This window comes from Pontibacter flavimaris, from assembly GCF_001907195.1.
Lineage (GTDB): Bacteria > Bacteroidota > Bacteroidia > Cytophagales > Hymenobacteraceae > Pontibacter > Pontibacter flavimaris.
In genome coordinates this window covers 471,040-490,017 of the sequence record NZ_LVWA01000002.1, presented here as the reverse complement: position 1 = coordinate 490,017, position 18,978 = coordinate 471,040, and the positions used below count along the sequence as shown (strand labels likewise).

Genomic DNA, 18,978 nt, shown 5'->3' with positions numbered 1-18,978 from the left:
GGCTGCATGTTCAAAGTATAAATTTGCTGTTGTCCCTTTGCAGGAAGTAATGTCACAGCGGTCTCTTGTAAACTTTCTAACTTTTTAACTCTCTAACTTTCTAACTTCAAAGGCCATGGAAAGAACACGAATATCATCGGGGGCGGTATGGGAGGATATGGTTGGCTACAGCCGTGCCGTGCGCGTGGGCAATATAGTTGAGGTAGCCGGCACCACCGCCACCGACGGTGAAAGTATAGTAGGCAAAGGCAGTCCCTACGAGCAGACGAAGTATATCCTGGAAAAGATCGGGCAGGCCCTGGAGCAGGCGGGTGCAAGTATAAATGATGTGGTGCGCACGCGCATCTATGTAACCCATATAGAGCACTGGCAGGAGATCGGCCGCGCCCACCAGGAGGTGTTCAAAGGCATCAGGCCTGCCTGCAGCATGGTGCAGGTAGCCGCCCTGATAAACCCGGATCACCTGGTAGAGATCGAGGCCACTGCCATCCTTAGCCCCGCATCCGCTCCTTTGGCGTAAGCCATAGCCCCCGACCCCAAAAGTATAGGCAGGCTAAAGTAGCTGTATCCTAAGTATTTATACCACACAAATAACAGGCGCCCGCAGCCGGTGCAATCCGGTGTTGGTCGGACCAAAGGGGATGTTTGTCTAAGAAAAAGCGCTTGTGGGATATTAATGTAAGCAGTTCGTATAAATCTGGTAGATAGGTACAGATAATGTACTTATCTTTGTAACAGAAAGCCAAAAGGAATATTTGTTTAAGGTGAGATGTAAATAAGATTCCAACACTATCAACTACTACAGATGATATTGGCCTAAGCCGCTCCTCAAAAGGGAGCGGCTTTTTTTATGCACTAACGTATACCATTAGTTCGTTAGAACATGTGCTGGCACCCAACTTATACTTTTTTTACCTATGAGAAAACTTGCATTAACCTTGATAACCGTGCTGGCTATTAGCATTACAGCCCAGGCACAGATGCTGCAGGCCGGCGTTAAGGCCGGCGTGAGCTCCTCCAAAGTGCGCCTGAACGACGTACAGAACGATCCGCAGCAGTATGCCTCTGCCGACAATATAACCGGTTACCACGCCGGCGCCTTTGCCCGCCTGCAACTGCTGGGGCTGCTGTTTCAGCCGGAGGCCATCCTGTCTACCTCTGGCGGCAACGTGGAGGTGAAGGACGACCCCAACAGCACCATGGTGCGGGTAGAGAAGTTTAAGTTCGACCGGCTGGACGTGCCGCTGCTGGTAGGCTTTAACTTTCTGCGGGTGGCGCGGGTGCAGGCAGGCCCGGTGGCTTCCATGCTCCTGACAGCCCGGCAGGAGGGCCGAACCGTTAAAGACTACTACGACAACTCCGACTGGGGCTACCAGGCCGGACTGGGCGTCGACATCGGTGCCCTGACCGTGGACGTGCGTTACGAGCGCATCAACCGCGACTTTACCAACACCAGCCAACAGACAGACGGCAAAGTGCGCAACGAGCAGTTCCTGGTGAGCCTGGGCCTGAAGCTGATCAAGTAGCAAAGGCAGTATAAAACAGCAAATCCGCAGGAATTGATGCTCCTGCGGATTTGCTGTTTTATACTTTAAGGGCAAGTCTTTTGTCCTTTGTCAATTAATCCTTTGTCTAAAATTACGGCATGTACAGTTCAGCGCCAGGACCCACAGGCAGGCCCAGCAGAATCCAGATGATGAACAGGGTGATCCAGCCGATGAGGAAGACAATGGAGTAGGGCAGCATGGTAGAGATGACCGTACCGATACCGGCTTTCTTGTCGTAGCGCTGAATAAAGGCCACAATCAGGGCGAAGTAAGACATCATGGGCGAGATAATGTTGGTCACGCTGTCGCCGATGCGGTAGGCCGTCTGCGTGAACTCGGGCGTGTAGCCCAGCAACATGAACATCGGGATGAAAACCGGCGCCATGATGGCCCACTTGGCCGAGGCAGAGCCCATGATCATGTTAATGGAGGCCGACACAAGTATAAACATGATCATCAGCGGAATACCGCTCAGGCCCAGCGTTTTCAGGGTATCGGCACCGTTAATGGCCAGTATAAGCCCCAGGTTGGTCCAGTTAAAGTACGCCACGAACTGCGCCGCGAAGAACACCAGCACGATGTAAGAGCCCAGTGTCTCCATGGATTTGGACATGCCGCGCATCACGTCGCTGTCGTTTTTGATGGTTCTGGCCCCGATTCCATAGGCAATACCGGCCACCGCGGAAAGTATAAAGATAAAGGCCACGATACCCGACATGAACGGCGAGTTGAGGATGCCGCCTGTCTCCGGGTCGCGCAGGTAACCGTTTTCCGGCAGCAGGCCGCCAAGTATAAAGGCAGTCATCAGAAGTACGGCAATCGTGGCGTAAAGCAGGCCGCGCTTTTCCTGTGTGTTCAGGCGATCTATACTTTCCGGCTTCTCCTCGCCCTCATACTCTCCCAGCCTCGGGATCACGATCTTCTCCGTCACCCAGGTACCCAGGCCGGCCACGATAAATGTAGACACGAACATGAAGTAGTAGTTGGCGGCCGGGTTAACCATATAAGTAGGGTCGATGATGCGCGCAGCCTCCGTGGAAAGACCAGCCAGCAGCGGATCGATGGTGCCCAGCAGCAGGTTGGCGCTGTAGCCCCCTGACACACCGGCAAAAGCCGCCGCCAGGCCAGCCAGCGGATGGCGGCCGGCCGCCAGAAAGATAACCGCCGCCAGCGGCACCAGCAGCACATAACCCACCTCAGAGGCAGTGTTAGACAACACCCCGGCAAAAACGATTACGAAGGTAAGCAGGCGCTTGGGCGAAGCCAGCACTACCAGGCGCAGCACCGTGCCGATCAGGCCGGTGCCCTCGGCAATGCCTATACCCAGCAGCGACACCAGCACCGTGCCTAGTGGGGCAAAATCGGTGAAGTTGGTCACCATGCGCGTCAGGATCATGTGGAGCCCCTCTGCCGAGAGCAGGTTTACCGGCGTTACGGTCTGGCCTGTTCCGGGGTGCACAACGGCCATATCAAACTGGCTGGCTACCCATGATAGGATAACCACCAGCAAAGCAAAGCCGGCAAAAAGCGTGGCAGGGTGCGGCAGGGCGTTACCGATGCGCTCCACCACCGACAGGAATTTGTCCACGCCTGATTTCTTGTTCTGTACTTGTGCCATATAAGGGTTGAGGTTGATTAGCTTCTCGCACAGGCTGGCTGCGTGAGGTGTTGGCTGAAAAAAAGTTTTCGAAGATGGCTAAAAAATGGGGTGCTCGCAAATTTTAATGAAAAGCCATACCTTCGCTCTGACACAAAAACCTGAACAAGTATGATCACACCCCTTCAGCCCGGCGATAAAGTCGCCATCATCGCCACTGCCCGTAAGATAGACCGCGAAGCCGTAGAACAGGCCATCCAGGTGCTGCAGGAGTGGGGGCTGGAGGTAGAGGTTGGCCCTACGGTGGGCGCCAAGTATGGCGTGTTTGCCGGCCACGATGCCCTGCGCCTACAGGACCTGCAACAGGCTCTGGACCGCCCTGACATCAAGGCCATTATCTGCGCCCGCGGCGGCTACGGCACCACCCGTATCCTTGATCAGGTAGACTTCAGCCGGTTTCAGCAGCAGCCTAAGTGGGTGGTAGGCTTCAGCGATATCACCTCGCTGCTCTGCCACATCCACAGCCTGGGCATCGAAAGTATACATGGCATCATGCCCCTGCTCTTCCCCTCCGGCACCGACAAAGCACTAGACAGTTTGCGTCGCGTACTGTTTGGGGAGGAAGTATACTACGAGGTAGGGCCACACCCCTTTAACCGCTCCGGCACCGGGCAAGGCCAACTGATAGGCGGCAACCTGGCGCTGCTGCATAACGTGTCCGGCACCCGCTCCGACTTTACAACCAAGGGCAAGATCCTGTTCCTGGAGGATGTGGATGAGTACCTTTACAACATCGATCGCATGATGGTGCACCTCTCCCGGGCCGGCAAGCTCCGCGACCTGGCAGGGCTGATCATTGGCCACTTCAGCGACATGAAGGACAACGCCGATCCTTTCGGTAAAACCGTGTATGAGATCATTGCGGAGCACACAGCCAAGTATAACTACCCCGTCTGCTACGGCTTCCCGACCGGCCACGAGCCCGACAACCTAGCGCTGGTGTGTGGCCGTGAGGCAAAGCTGGAGGTGAGTGAGTTGGGGGTTAACCTGGCGTATACTTTGAACAGCAACAAAGCATAAAGTATAGCACTGGTTTAGTTATTAATATAGGGCGGATAAGCGCAGGTTTACGTTTATACCTTAGTTGTGCGGCATAAGAAAGTATGAATTGGAAGAATAACCATATCAAGTTTGAAGAGATTCCTCTTGGAGAATACATAAACTTCAACTGGAAAGAAGCTGATATTGCTTCCATTGATTTCTCTAACTGCAAGTACTTAATTGTTTGGCATCACCAGAGTAAAGAAAAAGATTTCTCCAACCTCCCCGATATTTCAAACTTACTCTATTTAGAAGTTAACTGGTCAAACTCAACTTCTTTGAATGGGCTTTCTAAATTTAAGAATCTTAAAAGACTTGAACTTCACTACTGTACAAAGCTGGAAACCTTGGATGGAATAGAGTCTTTGAATAAAGAAATTGAACATATTCACATAAGCCAGTCAAAGAAACTAACCAGTCATGAAAGGATTACTCTCCTGAAACAACTAAGGATATTGTGCTTGAATGAATGTGGTGTTATTGAGAACCTAAAGTTCTTGAATGAATTGCCACAGTTAGAAGACTTTAGGTTTGTGAATAGTAATGTATTGGATGGAGACTTATCTCCCATTCTACAACATCCTAAGTTGGAAAATGCAGCCCTTCTGAACAAGAGACACTATTCTCATAAAGACACCTTTATAGAAGATTACCTAAAAAGAAGAAAAATTACGAACGCACAACAAAACCTATAGTGCATAAACGCACCATAGCCAAGTCCGTTGGCAGTAACGACAAACTCCAAAACGGGTATGGTATAATCAGAAAGCTGGGATTTAATTTATACTATACCTTCCCTCACGCCGCCCTGTCAATTCCCTTCTGCCGCACATCCTGGTAATAATTGCAGATGCCGTTTAGCACGCACTGCTCGCACCTGGGGCTAAAAAAGGTGCAGATACGCTGGCCGTGGCGCAGCATGTGGATGTGGAAATTATAAAGCTCCTCCGGCTCCGGGGGCAACATCTGCAGCAGAATAGCATGGGCCTTGTTGGCCGTTACCTTCGCCCCAATCAGCCCCACACGCTGGCTGATGCGGAATACGTGCGTATCCACGGGCATCACTGGCTTTTTGAAGTTGAAGAGCAGCAGCAAAGTGGCTGTCTTCACCCCCACACCGGGCAGTCTGGTAAGCCAGGCCATGGCTTCCTCCACCGGCAGCTCCTCCAGGAAATCAATATTGAACTCCCCGCGCTCCTCTTTTATCAGCCGCAGCGTTTGCTGTATCTGCGGCGCCTTCTGGCCGGGGTAGCGGGTGGTTTGTATGGCATCAGCCAGTTCGTCCACGTCTGCGTTCATTACGCCCTGCCAGTCGCCGAAGCGGTCCAGCATAGTATAAAAGGCCTTCTCCTCGTCCTTGTGGGTGGTGCGGTGCGAGAGCATGGTAGAGATTAGCTCGTGCATATGGCTGCGGCGCGGCTCCAGTTTGCGGTGTTTATACTCCTGGTTCAGCAACGCGTGCGTGAGCTGCGTTTTCTCTTCTGCAGGGATTTGGTGGGCATCCATGGCGTTGGTTTTGGTCTGGATAATTTTACGGGCCAACACCGGTTCTGTTGAGCAGTTTTTTTGAGGTATGATAGTACAAAACCCATTGTGCTGTGGTATCTTGTATAGCTGCTGGAAAACCGATATTGTTTAAACCACAACTATTTTTATTTCCAGACGCTATACTTGTTGGTTACTCGCTTTACGCCCTTGTGGCATGCTTTCTCTCTATGGATATAAAGTTTTTAGGAACTGGCGGCGCCTTCGACACCGATTACCTGAACTCTGCGGCCGTGCTAAACTTCCGGGGCATACACCTGCTGATAGACTGCGGCTTCACCGTTTTCCCGGCGCTGGTGCAGAAGAACCTGGTGCAGAAGGTAGACCACATCATACTTACCCACCTGCACAACGACCACTGCGGCAGCCTGCCTAACCTGCTGCTCTACAAAAGCATCATAGAGAAAGCCCCCAAGCCGATTATCTTTTACGCATCCGAGCAATTTAAACAGCAGCTGTGCCTGCTCCTGGAGATACAACTGAAGGAGCCCGACAAGTATGCCGAGTTCGTGCCGTTGGAGAATTTTGAGGGCATTGGCTGTATAGATACCTACGGCAAGCACTCCGAGGGCCTGCAGACCTATGCCTATATTTTTGAGGAGGATGAGGAGCGCTTCGTGTACTCCGGCGACCTGGCCAAACCCGAGGTGCTCTTCGACCGGCTGCAGCGCATGACGCAGAAACGCACCTCCGTCTTCCACGATATCACCTTTAGCCCCGAAAACACGGGCCATACGTACTACAAGAAGCTGCTGCCCTACCTCAACGGCGTGGACATGTACGGCTACCATTGCGACCCCACCAAAAGCCCCCTGGATAACCCTATCCGGCTGGTGTTCTTTCAGCAGGACATGATGGCGTAGGCCGCCCTGCCACGAAACAAAGTATACTTTACCGGGTTTAATGGCTTAATAGTTTATACATACCGGAACGCACCGCGCTATGCCTGCCACACGTAAACCCAGACAACGCCTCTGGCAACAGCCTCTGCACCTGACGTACAGTGCACTGTTCCTGATCTTTTGGGTTTACACCGGCCTTACCACCCCCGACCTGAAGAACTGGCTGATGGAGAACGTGCTCACGCTCTCGCTTATCATCTTCCTGGTAGCCTTTTACAACATCTTCCGCTTCTCAGACGCCAGTTATACTTTAATTTTCCTGTTTCTGCTGCTGCATGTGTATGGCAGCCAGTACCAGTACGCCGACAATCCGTTCGGGGAGTGGCTGAAGGGGCAGTTTGGCTTTACGCGCAACCACTACGACCGTCTGGTGCACCTCGGCTACGGGCTGCTGCTGACCTACCCCATGCACGAGGTGCTGGCCTATGGTTTTAGGCTGCGGCCCATTCTAACCTACCTGCTGCCCGTGGAGCTTATACTTTCCACGAGTGCGCTGTACGAGTTGGTGGAGTGGATGGTGGCCGATTGGGTTTACGGCGGCGGTGAGCAGGGGATGGTTTTTCTGGGGATGCAGGGCGATATCTGGGATGCCCAGAAAGACGTGGCCATGGCCTTTGTTGGGAGCCTAGTAGCCATGGCCGTGGCGTTTGCCTTTATCAGAAAGCGGCAGGAAGTATGATGCAAGTATGAATACCCATAAACCCACTCTGCGAAGAAGGGGAGGGAGCCTCAGCGGTGCTGGGTTCCCCCTGCCCCTCATCACCTCACCCCTCTCCTAAGAACAAGGGAAGGAGCTTCAGCGGTACTGGGTCCAACCACCCCTAACCCCTCCTTAGCCAAGGAGGGGAGCTTGGTCTTAGCTTCACCTCAAGGTATAAGTTTCATAGTCAAAGTATAAACACCCCTATAGTCCCCTCAAGGGGACAGTTGTAAGCAGCTATCGAACTGACACCCAGTCCTTGGGTTGAGCGCCTATGCGAGTTTTTCCGGTGCCGAACGCCAGTGAGGCATTGCGACGCAGGAGCAAAGGAAAAGCTCCCAGCGCGATGCCCGAAGGCGAGGCCTCCCGGCCTAGGAGGGCACCAAGGTATGAAATGAAACTGTAGGTTTGTGGGAACTACAGGATAAGCGGCAGCTACAAAGTATAGCTTGTATCAAATTGGAGGAAGCGGCAGCTAGAAAGGATAGCCTGGCTCAGGTTGCAGGAGGCAGGGGCTAAGAGAGGCACAAGCGGACGCTTGCGCCAGGAAAAGTATGGCTCTGCTAGCCAGTCAAGTTATAAACTTGAACTCAACATAGAATGCAAGTCTTCAGACTTGCATCATGAAAGATAAGTATAAAAGTATAGCCCAGGTATAAAGTATAACAAGGACACAGGCCGCAAGCCCGCGCCAGCGAGGGGCCGGCAAGAGATAGGAATAAAATCCAAGTATAGAGTTACAGCGTCAGATGTTCCAGCACCCGCTGCTGCAGCAACTCAAGCTTCTCATCCGGCAGCTTTTCCTGTACGATCTCGAAAAAAACACGCTCTTCCTGGCGGATGTGCTGCTCCAGCAGTTTGCCTACAGCATCTAACCTCTCCGGCAGCGCGGCTTCCTCAGCACCGGGCAGGGCAAGTATAAGCCGCTCCAGTTGCCGGTGCTCTGCCTGCAGCGCCTGGGCCTGCTGCTTTAGCTCTTCCGAATAGTCTGCGGCAAGTATAAACACCGTTTCCTCCTCCAGTTTGAAATGGGGCAGCAGGTGCTCCTGCAGAAAGTCCACCACATAGTCGCGCTTGGCGGTGAGAGCGGTGGGCATGCCTTTGTAGGCGGGGGCGCCGTGCTGCAGCAGCCTGGCCGTGAGCAAGCCGCCGTGGTGCTGGCGGGAGATGGGTATGAGGCTTTCGTGTCGTTTCATGGCTAGTTTATTGCCTCCCTGTCCTCTTCGCGCACGGTCAGCAGCACCGACTCCACGCGGCGGTCCGATTTCTCCAGGATGCGCACGTTGTACTGGTTAAAAGTGGTTGTCTCGTTCAGGTTCTCCGGAATCTGGCCATAGATCACGTTCAGCAGCCCGCCCACGGTTTCGTAATCCTCGCCCTCCGGCAGCGGGTAGGGCAGGTAATCGTTGGCGTCGGATACGGCGGCAGAGCCGTTTACCTTGTACTCAAAGTCGTTGATGCGCTCCACAATCGGGGCCTCCTCATCGTACTCATCCTGTATCTCGCCCACCAGTTCCTCAATAATGTCCTCGATGGTCACGATGCCCGACACGCCGCCAAACTCGTCGGTGGCGATGGCCATGTGCAGGTGGCGGCGCTGGAACTGCTTCAGGAGGCGATTGATCTTCTTCGTCTCCGGCACAAAGTAGGCAGGGCGCATCAGCTCCTCCACTAAGATGGGCTTGCCCAGGCGCACGATGCTCAGGATATCCTTCACGTAAAGGATGCCCACGATATTATCGATGTTGCCGCTGTACACCGGCAGGCGGGAGTACCCTTCTGTAAAGACGATCTCGAGGAGTTCCTCCTCCGGCACGTTCACGTCAACGGCCACCACCTTGGTGCGCGGCACCAGGATCTGCTTCACCATGCGCTCATTAAACAGGAACACGTTCTCGATAAGCTCGTGGTGGGAGTCCTGGATGGCGCCGCCCTCCGCGCTCTGCTCAAACAGCAGGCGCAGTTCCTCGGCCGTATGCACCTCGGCCCCGTGCATGGGCTGTATGCCCATCCCGCGCAAAACCAGGTTAGCCAGGCCATTGAGCAGCCAGATGAACGGGCTGAAGAGAAGGTAGAAAAAGCGCAGCGGGTAGGCTATCGCCAGCGTGGTAGACTCAGAGCGCTGGATAGCCAGCGATTTTGGGGCCAGCTCGCCGAAAACGATGTGCAGCACGGTGATAATGGCAAACGAGATAGGCAGGGCAATCGTATGGGCCAGTTCCTCGCCTCCCTGAAAGCCAAAGGTATGCATCACGTTGATCACCAGCTGCGATACCACGCTCTCGCCAATCCAGCCCAGGCCCAGCGAGGCCAGCGTAATGCCCAGCTGCGTGGCCGACAGGTAAGCGTCGAGGTGGGTGAGCATGTGCTGGGCCAGCTTTGCCGGCGCGCTTCCGGTCTGCGCCCGCAGCTCTATCTGCGAGGACCTCACCTTTACAATGGCAAACTCGGCTGCCACAAAGAAGCCGTTGAGCAGTACCAGGAATATGGTTAAGAATATATCGAAAATCATAGCTTGTGTTGTTGCCGTGTTACCTCAGCAAAGATGTAAAAATAGTAAAATACGTGGTCGTTTTACATGTGTATATGCTGCACGCACTATATTTTACGACCAACAGCACCTACAGGGCCACAAATGCACTTTATGTGTAGGGGTTGCCCGGAATAAAAGTATACCCGCCAAAGAGTTTATACTTGTCTGGAGAAAAAACAGCCTGCCAAGTGTTATAGAGAATAGCACAAATAAAGTGTGGCCTGTCCTTTGGGGTGGAGTAGCTAGCGTTGAGGGAGCCAAACCGGTTGTTTAGCAAACATATGCGCTGCCCCGCGTCGCCTCAAGTATAAATTGCCTATTTTTGCAGTGCTTCAGGTTAACACAAAACCGGGAAGAGGGCAGCTCACACTGTGCTGCCATAAAGTATAATGCTTGATCTATGAACAAATACATCACCCCGAAACAGCTGCTGGCCACGTGGCTGTTGTTTATGATGGCCTTTGTGGCACAGGCGCAGGTGCTCAAGCCCGCGTCGTGGAGCTACGAAGTGTCTAAAAAGGAGGTGGCCGTGGGCGAGGAGGTGGAGCTGATCTTTAACGCAAAAATAGACAAAGACTGGTACCTCTACTCCTCCGACTTCGACCCGGATCTGGGTCCGATGGTCACGACCTTCACGTTTCAGAAGCACCCGTCCTACGAGTTGGTGGGCGACATCAAGCCCGTTAAGCCAAAGAAAAAGTATGACGAGCTGTGGGAGGGAGAGTATACCTACTTTGTGGGTACAGGCCAGTTCCGCCAGAAAATCCGCGTGCTGCAACCCGACCTGCAGGTAAAGGGCGAGTATGAGTACCAGGTCTGCACCGACGTAACCGGCCAGTGCATTCCGTTTGATCACACGTTTTCCTTTACCAACAAGCAGATAAAGGTAAGCGGCGTGGCCGCAAAGCCTGCTGCCCCGGAAGCCAATACGAAAGCCGCCGCGCAACAGCAGCCGCAGCAAAAGCAGCCACAAGCGCAACAGCAGCCGCAGCAAAAGCAGCCACAAACGCAACAGCAGCCTGAGCAGGAATTAGCTGCGGCCAAAGTCCCGGACCTGGCAACGGCCGCTGCAGCCGCTGCCTCAGCTGATACGAACACAGCCGCAGCTCCTGTAGCATCTACTGCTGATGAGGACACTGATGCTGCCGAAACCATTTCTGCCATACCTGATGCGGAGCCTGCCACTACCGATGACGGCCTGTGGGCTTTCATGCTGGTGGCCTTTGGCTCGGGGCTGATCGCGCTGCTAACGCCCTGCGTGTTCCCGATGGTGCCCATGACCGTGAGCTTTTTCACCAACAGCGGCGGCAGCAGGACACAGGGCATCCTCAAGGCGGTTGTTTACGGGTTGTCCATCATCGCGATTTATACTTTGATCGGCACGATCGTGGCCAAGCTTTTCGGAGCCGACGGAGCCAACTTCCTGAGCACGCACTGGCTGCCCAACGTACTGTTCTTCCTCATCTTCGTGGTGTTTGCCATGTCTTTTTTCGGGATGTTCGAGATCACGCTGCCCAGCTCGTGGCTTAACAAGATCGACGCCAAGGCCGACCAAGGCGGCTGGATAGGCGTGTTCTTTATGGCCTTTACGCTGGTGCTGGTGTCCTTCTCCTGCACCGGCCCGATTGTGGGCAGTATACTGGTGGCCTCTGCCGGTGGCGAGACCATTCGTCCTATTGCCGGCATGCTCGGCTTCTCGCTGGCCTTTGCGCTGCCCTTCTCGCTGTTTGCTGTATTCCCCTCGTGGCTGAGCAGTTTGCCCAAGTCCGGTGGCTGGCTCAACTCCGTGAAGGTGGTGCTGGGCTTTATAGAACTGGCACTGGCCCTTAAGTTCCTGAGCATTGCCGACCAGGTATACCACTGGGGCCTGCTGGACCGGGAAGTATACCTGGCCCTGTGGATCGTGATCTTCACGCTGATGGGCTTTTACCTGCTGGGCAAACTCAAGTTCTCTCACGACTCGGAGGTGAAGTTCATCAGCGTGCCGCGCCTGTTCTTTGCTATCATCACTTTTGGCTTTGTGGTTTACCTGATCCCGGGCCTGTTCGGTGCCCCGCTGAAGGCGCTGTCGGGTTACCTGCCGCCCCAAACCACCCAGGACTTTGACATCAACAAGATTGTAAGGCAGAGCAACGGTGGCAGTGCGGCTGTGGCTGCCGTAAGCAGCGAACTCTGCGAGCCGCCCAAGTATGGCGACTTCCTGCACTTGCCGCACGGCCTGCAGGGCTACTTCGACCTGGAGCAGGCTAAGAAATGCGCCGCTGAGCAAGGCAAGCCGATCTTCATCGACTTTACCGGCCATGGCTGCGTAAACTGCCGGGAGATGGAGCAGAACGTATGGTCGGACCCGGAGGTGCTGAAGCGCCTGCGCGAGAACTACGTAATCGCCGCTCTTTACGTGGACGACCGCACCGAGCTGCCGGAAAGCGAGCAGTATACGAGCTCGTATGACGGCAAGGTGAAGAAAACGATCGGCAGGAAGTATGCCGATTACCAGATCACCAAGTTCAACGTGAATGCCCAGCCCTATTATGTGCTGATGGATGAGAGCGAGAACGTGCTGGTAAAGCCCATCGCCTATGACCTGAGCGTGGACAACTTCGTGAAGTTCCTGGACGCCGGCGTGGAGGCCTATAACAACAAGCAGCAGGTGGCCAGGAAGTAAGTATAAAGTATAGTTTAAAGCTAAGTGTAAGTATAAAAATCCCTGTTGCGGCCATGTGCTGCGGCAGGGATTTATACTTTAGGACTGATTTTGGGAGCTTTTTTAAAGGCAAGCAAGCCTCTCGCGTCACTCCTATACCTTGCCAGACACTCGCAGGGACTTTGCGCACCGCGAGGTCAAAAACAAAAAGCCCGACCAGTTACGGTCGGGCTTTTTGTTTATAGTCGTGCTACTTGATACGTGCGTCGTGCTACGTTAGCAAACTACTTTGCCTCGTTGTAGCGGCGGGTTACCTCTTCCCAGTTCACCACGTTCCAGAAGGCGCTGATGTAGTCCGGGCGGCGGTTCTGGTAGTTCAGGTAGTAAGCGTGCTCCCATACGTCCAGGCCCAGGATAGGCTTGCCACCGCAGCCTTCTGCAAATGGCATCAGGGTGTTATCCTGGTTCGGGGTAGAGCATACTTCCAGCTTGTCGCCTTTTACGCACAGCCAGGCCCAGCCAGAGCCGAAACGTGTGGCCGCAGCCGCGTTGAATTTTTCCTTGAACTGATCGAAGGAACCGAAAGTGGCGTTGATCGCATCTGCCAGCTCGCCAGTAGGCTGGCCGCCGCTGTTTGGAGAAAGCACTGTCCAGAACAGGTTGTGGTTATAGTAACCGCCGCCGTTGTTACGAACGGCCTTGTTCTCGCCATCAATGCTGGTCAGGATCTCCTCGATCGACTTGCCATCCAGCTCCGTGCCTGCAATAGCCTTGTTCAGGTTATCGGTGTAGGCCTGGTGGTGTTTGGTATGGTGGATCTCCATGGTGCGCGCATCGATGTGCGGCTCCAGTGCGTCGTAGGCATAAGGTAGTTTCGGAAGTTCGAAAGCCATAGTTTTATATAGATTTATGTTAGAAATATTTTACTTGTACATGCAATGGTGATGTACGGCATCCCTCCAAAGTTAGTTAATTTCTTTTAGCCGCAAAGAAGGAGGCCATCAGGTCGGCGCACTCCTGCGCCATAATGCCGCTCACCATCTCGGTTTTAGGGTGCAGCAGATTCCCTACCCTTCTATAACCGCGCTTGGGCTCGTTTGTTCCGAACACCACCCTTTTTAGCTGTGCCCAGTAGCTGGCCCCGGCGCACATCACGCAGGGCTCCACCGTAACATAGAGGGTGCAGTCGTGCAGGTACTTGTTGCCCATGTACTCAGAGGCGGCGGTCAGGGCCAGCATCTCGGCGTGGGCCGTCACGTCGTTCAGCTTCTCGGTCTGGTTATAGGCCCTGGCGATAACCCGGTTGTTAGCCACCACCACGGCCCCGATCGGAACCTCGCCCTCCTCATAGGCATACTGCGCCTGCAGGTATGCCTGCTGCATAAAATGCTCATCGCTGTGGATGGATAAAAAATCTGTTGCCATAAAGTAAAGATGGGCACATCAGGGATAAAATACAAGTATGGCCTAACGGTAGGCCAGGTGGAGGGAGCCATCGTAAACCTAAAAAGAAGAATCGCCAGCTATGTTTACCCGACATATATTTATACCTTACCTGAGGTTGATGCAGCTGGTGGGCAGGCAAAGTATACCATCCAAAACAAACTTTACAGGATGAAAAAGGTCTTTCTCGCATTATTCGTACTACTCATCGCTTGGCAGGCGCAGGCGCAGGATAACTTTGTGCCGGAGCTAAGCGTTGGGCTGAAAGGAGGGGTAAACTATTCACGCTTTAACTTCGACCCTGAAATAGACCAGGAGTTTCTGCAGGGCTACACCGCAGGGGTGGTGCTGCGGCATGTGGCGCACCCGAGGGTGGGCATACAGGTGGAGGTAAACTATGTGGAGCGGGGCTGGAGGGCGCTTTCGGATACCGGAGGCTCTTACACCCGCAACCTGAACTACCTGGAGCTGCCCTTCCTGACGCATGTAACCATCGGGAACAGGAACACGCGCTTTATCATCAACTTCGGTCCTTACGCTTCCTACCTGTTATCGGGAGACGAGGGGAATGAGCAGCAGGGAGTTGATGAAGAGCCGGACTTTCAGTACCGGAGCCTGGACAGCGAGTTTCTGTATGGGCTGAGCATGGGCCTCGGCATGGTGCAGAAAACCTCGTTTGGCTCCTTCCAGCTGGAGGGGAGGCTGACACACAGCCTGAACAATGTTTTCGAGCGGAATTTAGCTGCCATATCCTCCAAAAGCCAAAGCATCAGTATCACCCTGAGCTACCTGCGGGACTTCAAGCTAAAGAAAAAGTAGCTCCTCTCTTAACCTGAGTTAGCGGCACAAAAAAAGCCCCTCCAACCTGGAGGGGCTTTTGCGTAGTAGATAGTTAGGTAGTAGTGGTTATTTTATCGTGATGGAGCCCATCATATCGCGGGCTGTCTGCTGCCAATCGTTCTTCATAGAGAAAGGCACGTGTAGGGTAAAAATGTAAAGCTGGCCATCCTTTATCGTGTACTGCATAATGCTGTACTTCTGCACCGGCGCCAGGTTAGAGGTGCCGCGCTCGTCGGCCAGGTTGCTCACAAACTCAAACACCAGGTAGTCTTTGCCCTTTACCTGCGTTACCTCCTGCCGGATAAAATCCACCTGCGTGAAGCGCTCCAGCAGGTTGGCTTTGTAAAACTCGCGCAGCATGTCCAGATCCTGCTCCTTAAACTGCGACGGCTTCTGCGTTACGCTAAAGTCTATCTGGCCATTGGGGCTGGTGTACACGGCGAGCGGGCGGGTAGCGGCGGGGTATTTACGGGCAATGCCATCATCAGGCATCGGCATAAAATCCTGCGGCAGCAGCACGCTTACTTCTTTGCTGATCTGGGTTTTCTTCAGTTTAGACTGTGCAAAGGTGGCTCCGGCTATCAGAATAATGGCTAAAAAGGCAAGGTATCGCATGTTCATGTGTTTGTGGGGGCAAAGCTATTAAATATTAGGGAAAAGGGCTCGTACTATATATGCAAGAATGCTGCCAAAACAGCTTACTGCACAGGTATTGGGCCGAAAATATCTTTGTGCGCCCGTTGCCGTTATACTTTTTAGAAGCAGACCCGGGGCCGCCTGAAGAACAACCTTTCTGAAAGTATAGTTTGGCTCCACCCGTTTTTGATGCCTTGTTTTCCAACAAGAACCTGATAATAAACCATTTAAAGTATAAAGCTATGATCGAGAACATCATTAACACCATTAAGGGCCAGCTGACCGGAGAGCTGCAAAGCAAGTATAACCTGGAGCCCGAGAAAGCCAACCAGTCTGTGGACCTGGCTAAGGACAATGTGGTGAACGAACTGAAGCAACGCGCGGGCAGCGGCGACATGGGCGGCCTGATGGATGTGTTCAAGGGCAACAAGGCACCTGCAGACAGCAGCGCCACCAACAGCATCATCAACAAGTATGTGGGAGACCTTACCAGCAAACTGGGCATCCCCGCCGGCGTTGCCAACCAGGTGGCGCCCTTTGTGATCAATTTTATCATGCAGAAGATACAGGGGCAGGCGAGTGCCGGCAACCTGAACGAGACCGACCTGCTGGGCGGTTTGACGGGCGGCGGGCTGAAGGACAAGTTGGGCGGCCTGTTTAAATAGACCTGAAGCAGACGCTCTCCGCTCATCCTGTACGAGGAGCCGTGCTTGTTTATACTTGCCTCCGGTATGGTAGCAGAAAAGTAGGGTTGGTAGCCTGCGGTAAGTCTATTACTTTTGTAGCCCCTGTGCTGTGACCGGCGCAGGAGCTGCAAAGTATAAACCGGATGTCAGAAAGTATACAGAGCCTTTTCTTTAAGTTCCTGAAGTTTGGCCTGGTGGGCTTCTCTGGACTGCTGCTGGATTTTGGGGCCACGTTTCTGGCTAAGGAGGTGCTGCGCTGGAACAAGTACATGGCCAACAGCCTGGGGTTTCTGCTGGCCAGCGCCAGCAACTATTACCTCAACCGCATCTGGACTTTCCACAGCCACGACCCCGAGATCGGCTGGCAGTTCTCCAAGTTCCTGGCCGCGGCCCTGGTGGGCCTGCTGCTCAACAACCTCATCATCTACCTCCTCACCGAGCGCGTTAAACTCAATTTCTACGTTTCCAAGTTCATCGCCGTGGTGCTGGTCTTCTTCTGGAATTTCTTTATCAACTACCTGTATACGTTTACGAGATAGTTAATTTTTCTGCTAGGGTCAGGGTTTCAGGCAATGCAGGGTATAACCCCACCCCACCCGCCCCTAAAAACAGGGGAGGGGGCTTCAGCAGCCGATTACACCCCTGTTGAGCTATGCTCGCAAGTTTCGAGCTCCTGCTCTCACTTGTCCTCGAGGGGACAGCTTGTACTTGTTGCATGGCAATGGCCGTAGCTATCGAATCTGTTCCCAGTCCTTGGGTTGAGCGGCTTGTGAGATCCGGTGCCCTGCAAGGGCAGCGCCCTGGCGCAGGAGGGAACACAGCGCGATGCCAAAGGACGAGCCCTCTCGGGCTGGAGAGCGCCAAAGCTGGAGATGCAACTGTAGGTTTGTGGGAACTAGAGGATCAGCGGAAGCTAGCAAGTATAGCTTGTATCGAATTACAGGAAGCGGTGGCTAAGAAAGTATAGCTCAAGTATAAAAAGGCACAAGCGGACGCCCCGAAATGCTCCGGGACTTTAAGCTTGCGCCAGAGAAGTATAAAGTATGAGCCGGCAAGTATAAAAGTTTGGCTGAAGTATAAGTATGACTTTTCAAGCCAATCAAGTCAGAGACTCATCATCATAGTAAAACATTAGTTTAGAAATGAGCTTGCCGGAAGCAACTCCATTACCTCACCTCATAAATCTGCACATGCTCATCCTTATGCACACGCGGGTTTAGCAGGTGCAATAGCCTGTCGTAGAGCGAGGGGTTGATGGTGTGGTCCAGCTCCAGGTTCGGGAAAAGCTGCTGCAGGCGGGCCATGCGTTCCTCCATGTCCTTCGTCCCTACCACCACTACAAAATCCGGCTTATAAGGCGAGGCATTTATCTCCTGCTGCAGCTCCTGCGGCGTTTTATCTTTGTTTAAAGTATAAGCCATCACAAAGTCCTCAGGAAGCTGCTTTTGCCCCTGCAGGTACTCCTCCCATACCATGTCTTCATCAATAATGTACTTATCGTACACGGCGCTGGTACGGCCCAGGTAGAAGAGCGGCGGCTTTTTAACGCTGTGGTTGCCAAACTCCAGCACCACGCCGTCCATTTCCTGCTTCTGGGAGAGGTATACCAACGGAGCCACACGGCTCTTCTTGGTGTAGGTAAGGGCCATGCCCACGGTAGCCAGCAGGTTCAGCACCCAGAAGAATATCCAGGAGGCAGCCAACAGCTTGCGGCGGTTTTGCCAGAACGTAGAGCCTCTGACAAACTGTTGCCAACCGATTACGCCCAGGATCATGATGAGGGGGAGCAGCGGAAGTATAAAGCGCTCCTGCTTGTTGGGGAACAGCGAGTGCGCTACAAAGAAGATCAACCCGCCCCAGAAAAGGGCAGGGGCCAGCCTGGCCGTGCGCGTGTAGCCCACCACCAGGAAAGCGCTTACCGGCGGCACCAGGAAACCAAGTATGGTCAGGGCAAAACGGTACACAGGGCCCGAGCTGAAGTCGTTGGCGTGCGCGGAATTATACTGGTAGTAAGCCACGAGGGAGTGGAAGGGATAGTCGAAGAAAATGATGTCGATCACGCCTTGCACCAGGAACGCCGCCACCAGAAAGCCCAGCAGCACCGCCACCGCCTCGCGCCACTTATGCTGGTAGAGCAGCACCAGCCCGGCCCCGGCCCCGAACAGCACCGTGTGGTAGCGGAACACGAAGGCCAGGGCAAACAATGCGCCGGCCCAGAAGTAGGGCAGCCAGCGTTTCTGCCCTTCCTGTTCCTCCTTCACCATCAGGTAAAAAGCAGCCAGGTACGGCGGAATGCACACCATCTCCACCAGGTTGCGCACGCTCATGAAGGGCATAAACCACACCAGCGCCAGCATCAGCCCCACCATGCGCGCGTTCGCCTTGTTAGAGAGCCGCTCCGTGAGTTTATAACCAAAGTATACCACCAGCAGCGAGTACAACGCATGCGCCAAGCGCACCACCGTCATTTTCACCTCTGGGCTAAAAATGCCCATGGCCTCCAAGGTATAAAATATGGTATAGTGAATGAGCACGTACAGCATGCTGTGGCGTGGCGGCATCGGCTCGTTCAGCCACAGCGGGAAACCGTCCAGCCAGCCCTGCGCAATCGTGATCACGTCGAAATGGTCATCGCTGAAGGCAAAACCCTTGGAGAAGAAAGCGGCCACCAGGCGTATGGCCAGCGCGATGAGAAGAATTGTGGAAAGCGGGATAAGGTAACGCTCCTGCGGTTGTCCCAGCGTCTCGGCATCGGCGGTAAAGGCCTTGGCTACGGTAGTTCTCGTGGTGTTTTGCATGCGGCG

At 53.8% G+C, this 18,978-nt stretch carries 18 protein-coding genes; 10 read left to right on the top strand and 8 right to left on the bottom strand.

Features of this window, described 5'->3' with window-relative positions:
* Nucleotides 1–115: 115 nt before the first annotated feature.
* Together A3841_RS02015 and A3841_RS02010 are read left to right on the top strand one after the other, a co-directional pair.
* Nucleotides 116–520, top strand: coding sequence for a RidA family protein (locus A3841_RS02015; RefSeq protein ID WP_073850597.1), 405 nt, complete (start codon nt 116–118; stop codon nt 518–520).
* 397 nt (nt 521–917) lie between these two features.
* Nucleotides 918–1,526: a porin family protein gene (locus A3841_RS02010; protein WP_073850596.1), complete on the top strand. Its 609-nt coding sequence runs from the start codon at nt 918–920 to the stop codon at nt 1,524–1,526.
* A 112-nt stretch (nt 1,527–1,638) separates the two neighbouring features.
* Here the strand turns inward: A3841_RS02010 and A3841_RS02005 are convergent, their stop codons facing one another.
* On the bottom strand, nt 1,639–3,165 hold the full coding sequence (locus A3841_RS02005) for an AbgT family transporter (protein WP_073850595.1): 1,527 nt from the start codon (nt 3,163–3,165) through the stop codon (nt 1,639–1,641).
* A 150-nt stretch (nt 3,166–3,315) separates the two neighbouring features.
* Here A3841_RS02005 and A3841_RS02000 point away from each other — a divergent pair, with 150 nt between their 5' ends.
* A complete protein-coding gene (locus A3841_RS02000) occupies nt 3,316–4,224 on the top strand; it encodes a S66 peptidase family protein (RefSeq protein WP_073850594.1) in 909 nt (302 codons plus the stop codon).
* An 83-nt stretch (nt 4,225–4,307) separates the two neighbouring features.
* Nucleotides 4,308–4,940: a hypothetical protein gene (locus tag A3841_RS01995; protein ID WP_073850593.1), complete on the top strand. Its 633-nt coding sequence runs from the start codon at nt 4,308–4,310 to the stop codon at nt 4,938–4,940.
* 103 nt (nt 4,941–5,043) lie between these two features.
* Here A3841_RS01995 and A3841_RS01990 read toward each other — a convergent pair whose 3' ends face one another.
* On the bottom strand, nt 5,044–5,787 hold the full coding sequence (locus tag A3841_RS01990) for an endonuclease III domain-containing protein (protein ID WP_235861250.1): 744 nt from the start codon (nt 5,785–5,787) through the stop codon (nt 5,044–5,046).
* 173 nt (nt 5,788–5,960) lie between these two features.
* Between A3841_RS01990 and A3841_RS01985 the strand changes: the two genes are divergently transcribed.
* A complete protein-coding gene (locus A3841_RS01985) occupies nt 5,961–6,653 on the top strand; it encodes an MBL fold metallo-hydrolase (protein ID WP_073850592.1) in 693 nt (230 codons plus the stop codon).
* Nucleotides 6,654–6,732: 79 nt separating this feature from the next.
* Entirely contained in the window at nt 6,733–7,371 is a 639-nt protein-coding gene (locus A3841_RS01980; protein ID WP_073850591.1) for a DUF2238 domain-containing protein, read from the top strand.
* Between the two features lie 758 nt (nt 7,372–8,129).
* Here the strand turns inward: A3841_RS01980 and A3841_RS01975 are convergent.
* Together A3841_RS01975 and A3841_RS01970 are read right to left on the bottom strand one after the other, a co-directional pair.
* Nucleotides 8,130–8,588, bottom strand: a complete 459-nt coding sequence (locus tag A3841_RS01975; protein ID WP_073850590.1) for a hemerythrin domain-containing protein — start codon at nt 8,586–8,588, stop codon at nt 8,130–8,132.
* A 2-nt stretch (nt 8,589–8,590) separates the two neighbouring features.
* Nucleotides 8,591–9,904: a hemolysin family protein gene (locus A3841_RS01970; protein WP_073850589.1), complete on the bottom strand. Its 1,314-nt coding sequence runs from the start codon at nt 9,902–9,904 to the stop codon at nt 8,591–8,593.
* Nucleotides 9,905–10,325: 421 nt separating this feature from the next.
* Between A3841_RS01970 and A3841_RS01965 the strand changes: the two genes are divergently transcribed.
* Nucleotides 10,326–12,590: a protein-disulfide reductase DsbD family protein gene (locus tag A3841_RS01965; protein ID WP_073850588.1), complete on the top strand. Its 2,265-nt coding sequence runs from the start codon at nt 10,326–10,328 to the stop codon at nt 12,588–12,590.
* Between the two features lie 263 nt (nt 12,591–12,853).
* On the opposite strand, the gene A3841_RS01960 is transcribed toward A3841_RS01965, so the two are convergent.
* The gene (locus A3841_RS01960) at nt 12,854–13,462 is read right to left on the bottom strand and encodes a superoxide dismutase (protein ID WP_073850587.1); all 609 of its coding nucleotides are present in this window, start codon (nt 13,460–13,462) and stop codon (nt 12,854–12,856) included.
* Between the two features lie 76 nt (nt 13,463–13,538).
* Nucleotides 13,539–13,994 (bottom strand): nucleoside deaminase, encoded by a 456-nt coding sequence (locus A3841_RS01955; RefSeq protein ID WP_235861249.1) that lies wholly within the window; start codon nt 13,992–13,994, stop codon nt 13,539–13,541.
* A gap of 189 nt (nt 13,995–14,183) precedes the next feature.
* On the opposite strand from A3841_RS01955, the gene A3841_RS01950 reads away from it, so the two are divergent.
* The gene (locus tag A3841_RS01950; RefSeq protein ID WP_170866129.1) at nt 14,184–14,831 is read left to right on the top strand and encodes a porin family protein; all 648 of its coding nucleotides are present in this window, start codon (nt 14,184–14,186) and stop codon (nt 14,829–14,831) included.
* An 87-nt stretch (nt 14,832–14,918) separates the two neighbouring features.
* Here A3841_RS01950 and A3841_RS01945 read toward each other — a convergent pair whose 3' ends face one another.
* Nucleotides 14,919–15,473, bottom strand: coding sequence for a DcrB/PsbP domain-containing protein (locus A3841_RS01945; protein WP_073850585.1), 555 nt, complete (start codon nt 15,471–15,473; stop codon nt 14,919–14,921).
* A 257-nt stretch (nt 15,474–15,730) separates the two neighbouring features.
* On the opposite strand from A3841_RS01945, the gene A3841_RS01940 reads away from it, so the two are divergent.
* Both A3841_RS01940 and A3841_RS01935 read left to right on the top strand, forming a co-directional pair.
* Nucleotides 15,731–16,153 carry a hypothetical protein gene (locus A3841_RS01940; RefSeq protein ID WP_073850682.1) on the top strand — a complete coding sequence of 141 codons (423 nt, stop codon included), beginning with the start codon at nt 15,731–15,733 and terminating at the stop codon, nt 16,151–16,153.
* 164 nt (nt 16,154–16,317) lie between these two features.
* Complete coding sequence (locus A3841_RS01935; RefSeq protein ID WP_073850584.1) at nt 16,318–16,713, top strand: GtrA family protein; 396 nt, start codon at nt 16,318–16,320, stop codon at nt 16,711–16,713.
* Between the two features lie 627 nt (nt 16,714–17,340).
* Here A3841_RS01935 and A3841_RS01925 read toward each other — a convergent pair.
* Complete coding sequence (locus A3841_RS01925) at nt 17,341–18,972, bottom strand: glycosyltransferase family 39 protein (RefSeq protein WP_083610153.1); 1,632 nt, start codon at nt 18,970–18,972, stop codon at nt 17,341–17,343.
* Nucleotides 18,973–18,978: the final 6 nt, after the last annotated feature.

Coding starts and splice junctions, on each gene's coding strand:
- A3841_RS02015 (WP_073850597.1), top strand. CDS start 116: ATGGAAAGAACACGAATATCATCGGGGGCGGTATGGGAGGATATGGTT.
- A3841_RS02010 (WP_073850596.1), top strand. CDS start 918: ATGAGAAAACTTGCATTAACCTTGATAACCGTGCTGGCTATTAGCATT.
- A3841_RS02005 (WP_073850595.1), bottom strand. CDS start 3,165: ATGGCACAAGTACAGAACAAGAAATCAGGCGTGGACAAATTCCTGTCG.
- A3841_RS02000 (WP_073850594.1), top strand. CDS start 3,316: ATGATCACACCCCTTCAGCCCGGCGATAAAGTCGCCATCATCGCCACT.
- A3841_RS01995 (WP_073850593.1), top strand. CDS start 4,308: ATGAATTGGAAGAATAACCATATCAAGTTTGAAGAGATTCCTCTTGGA.
- A3841_RS01985 (WP_073850592.1), top strand. CDS start 5,961: ATGGATATAAAGTTTTTAGGAACTGGCGGCGCCTTCGACACCGATTAC.
- A3841_RS01980 (WP_073850591.1), top strand. CDS start 6,733: ATGCCTGCCACACGTAAACCCAGACAACGCCTCTGGCAACAGCCTCTG.
- A3841_RS01975 (WP_073850590.1), bottom strand. CDS start 8,588: ATGAAACGACACGAAAGCCTCATACCCATCTCCCGCCAGCACCACGGC.
- A3841_RS01970 (WP_073850589.1), bottom strand. CDS start 9,904: ATGATTTTCGATATATTCTTAACCATATTCCTGGTACTGCTCAACGGC.
- A3841_RS01965 (WP_073850588.1), top strand. CDS start 10,326: ATGAACAAATACATCACCCCGAAACAGCTGCTGGCCACGTGGCTGTTG.
- A3841_RS01960 (WP_073850587.1), bottom strand. CDS start 13,462: ATGGCTTTCGAACTTCCGAAACTACCTTATGCCTACGACGCACTGGAG.
- A3841_RS01955 (WP_235861249.1), bottom strand. CDS start 13,994: ATGGCAACAGATTTTTTATCCATCCACAGCGATGAGCATTTTATGCAG.
- A3841_RS01950 (WP_170866129.1), top strand. CDS start 14,184: ATGAAAAAGGTCTTTCTCGCATTATTCGTACTACTCATCGCTTGGCAG.
- A3841_RS01945 (WP_073850585.1), bottom strand. CDS start 15,473: ATGAACATGCGATACCTTGCCTTTTTAGCCATTATTCTGATAGCCGGA.
- A3841_RS01940 (WP_073850682.1), top strand. CDS start 15,731: ATGATCGAGAACATCATTAACACCATTAAGGGCCAGCTGACCGGAGAG.
- A3841_RS01935 (WP_073850584.1), top strand. CDS start 16,318: ATGTCAGAAAGTATACAGAGCCTTTTCTTTAAGTTCCTGAAGTTTGGC.
- A3841_RS01925 (WP_083610153.1), bottom strand. CDS start 18,972: ATGCAAAACACCACGAGAACTACCGTAGCCAAGGCCTTTACCGCCGAT.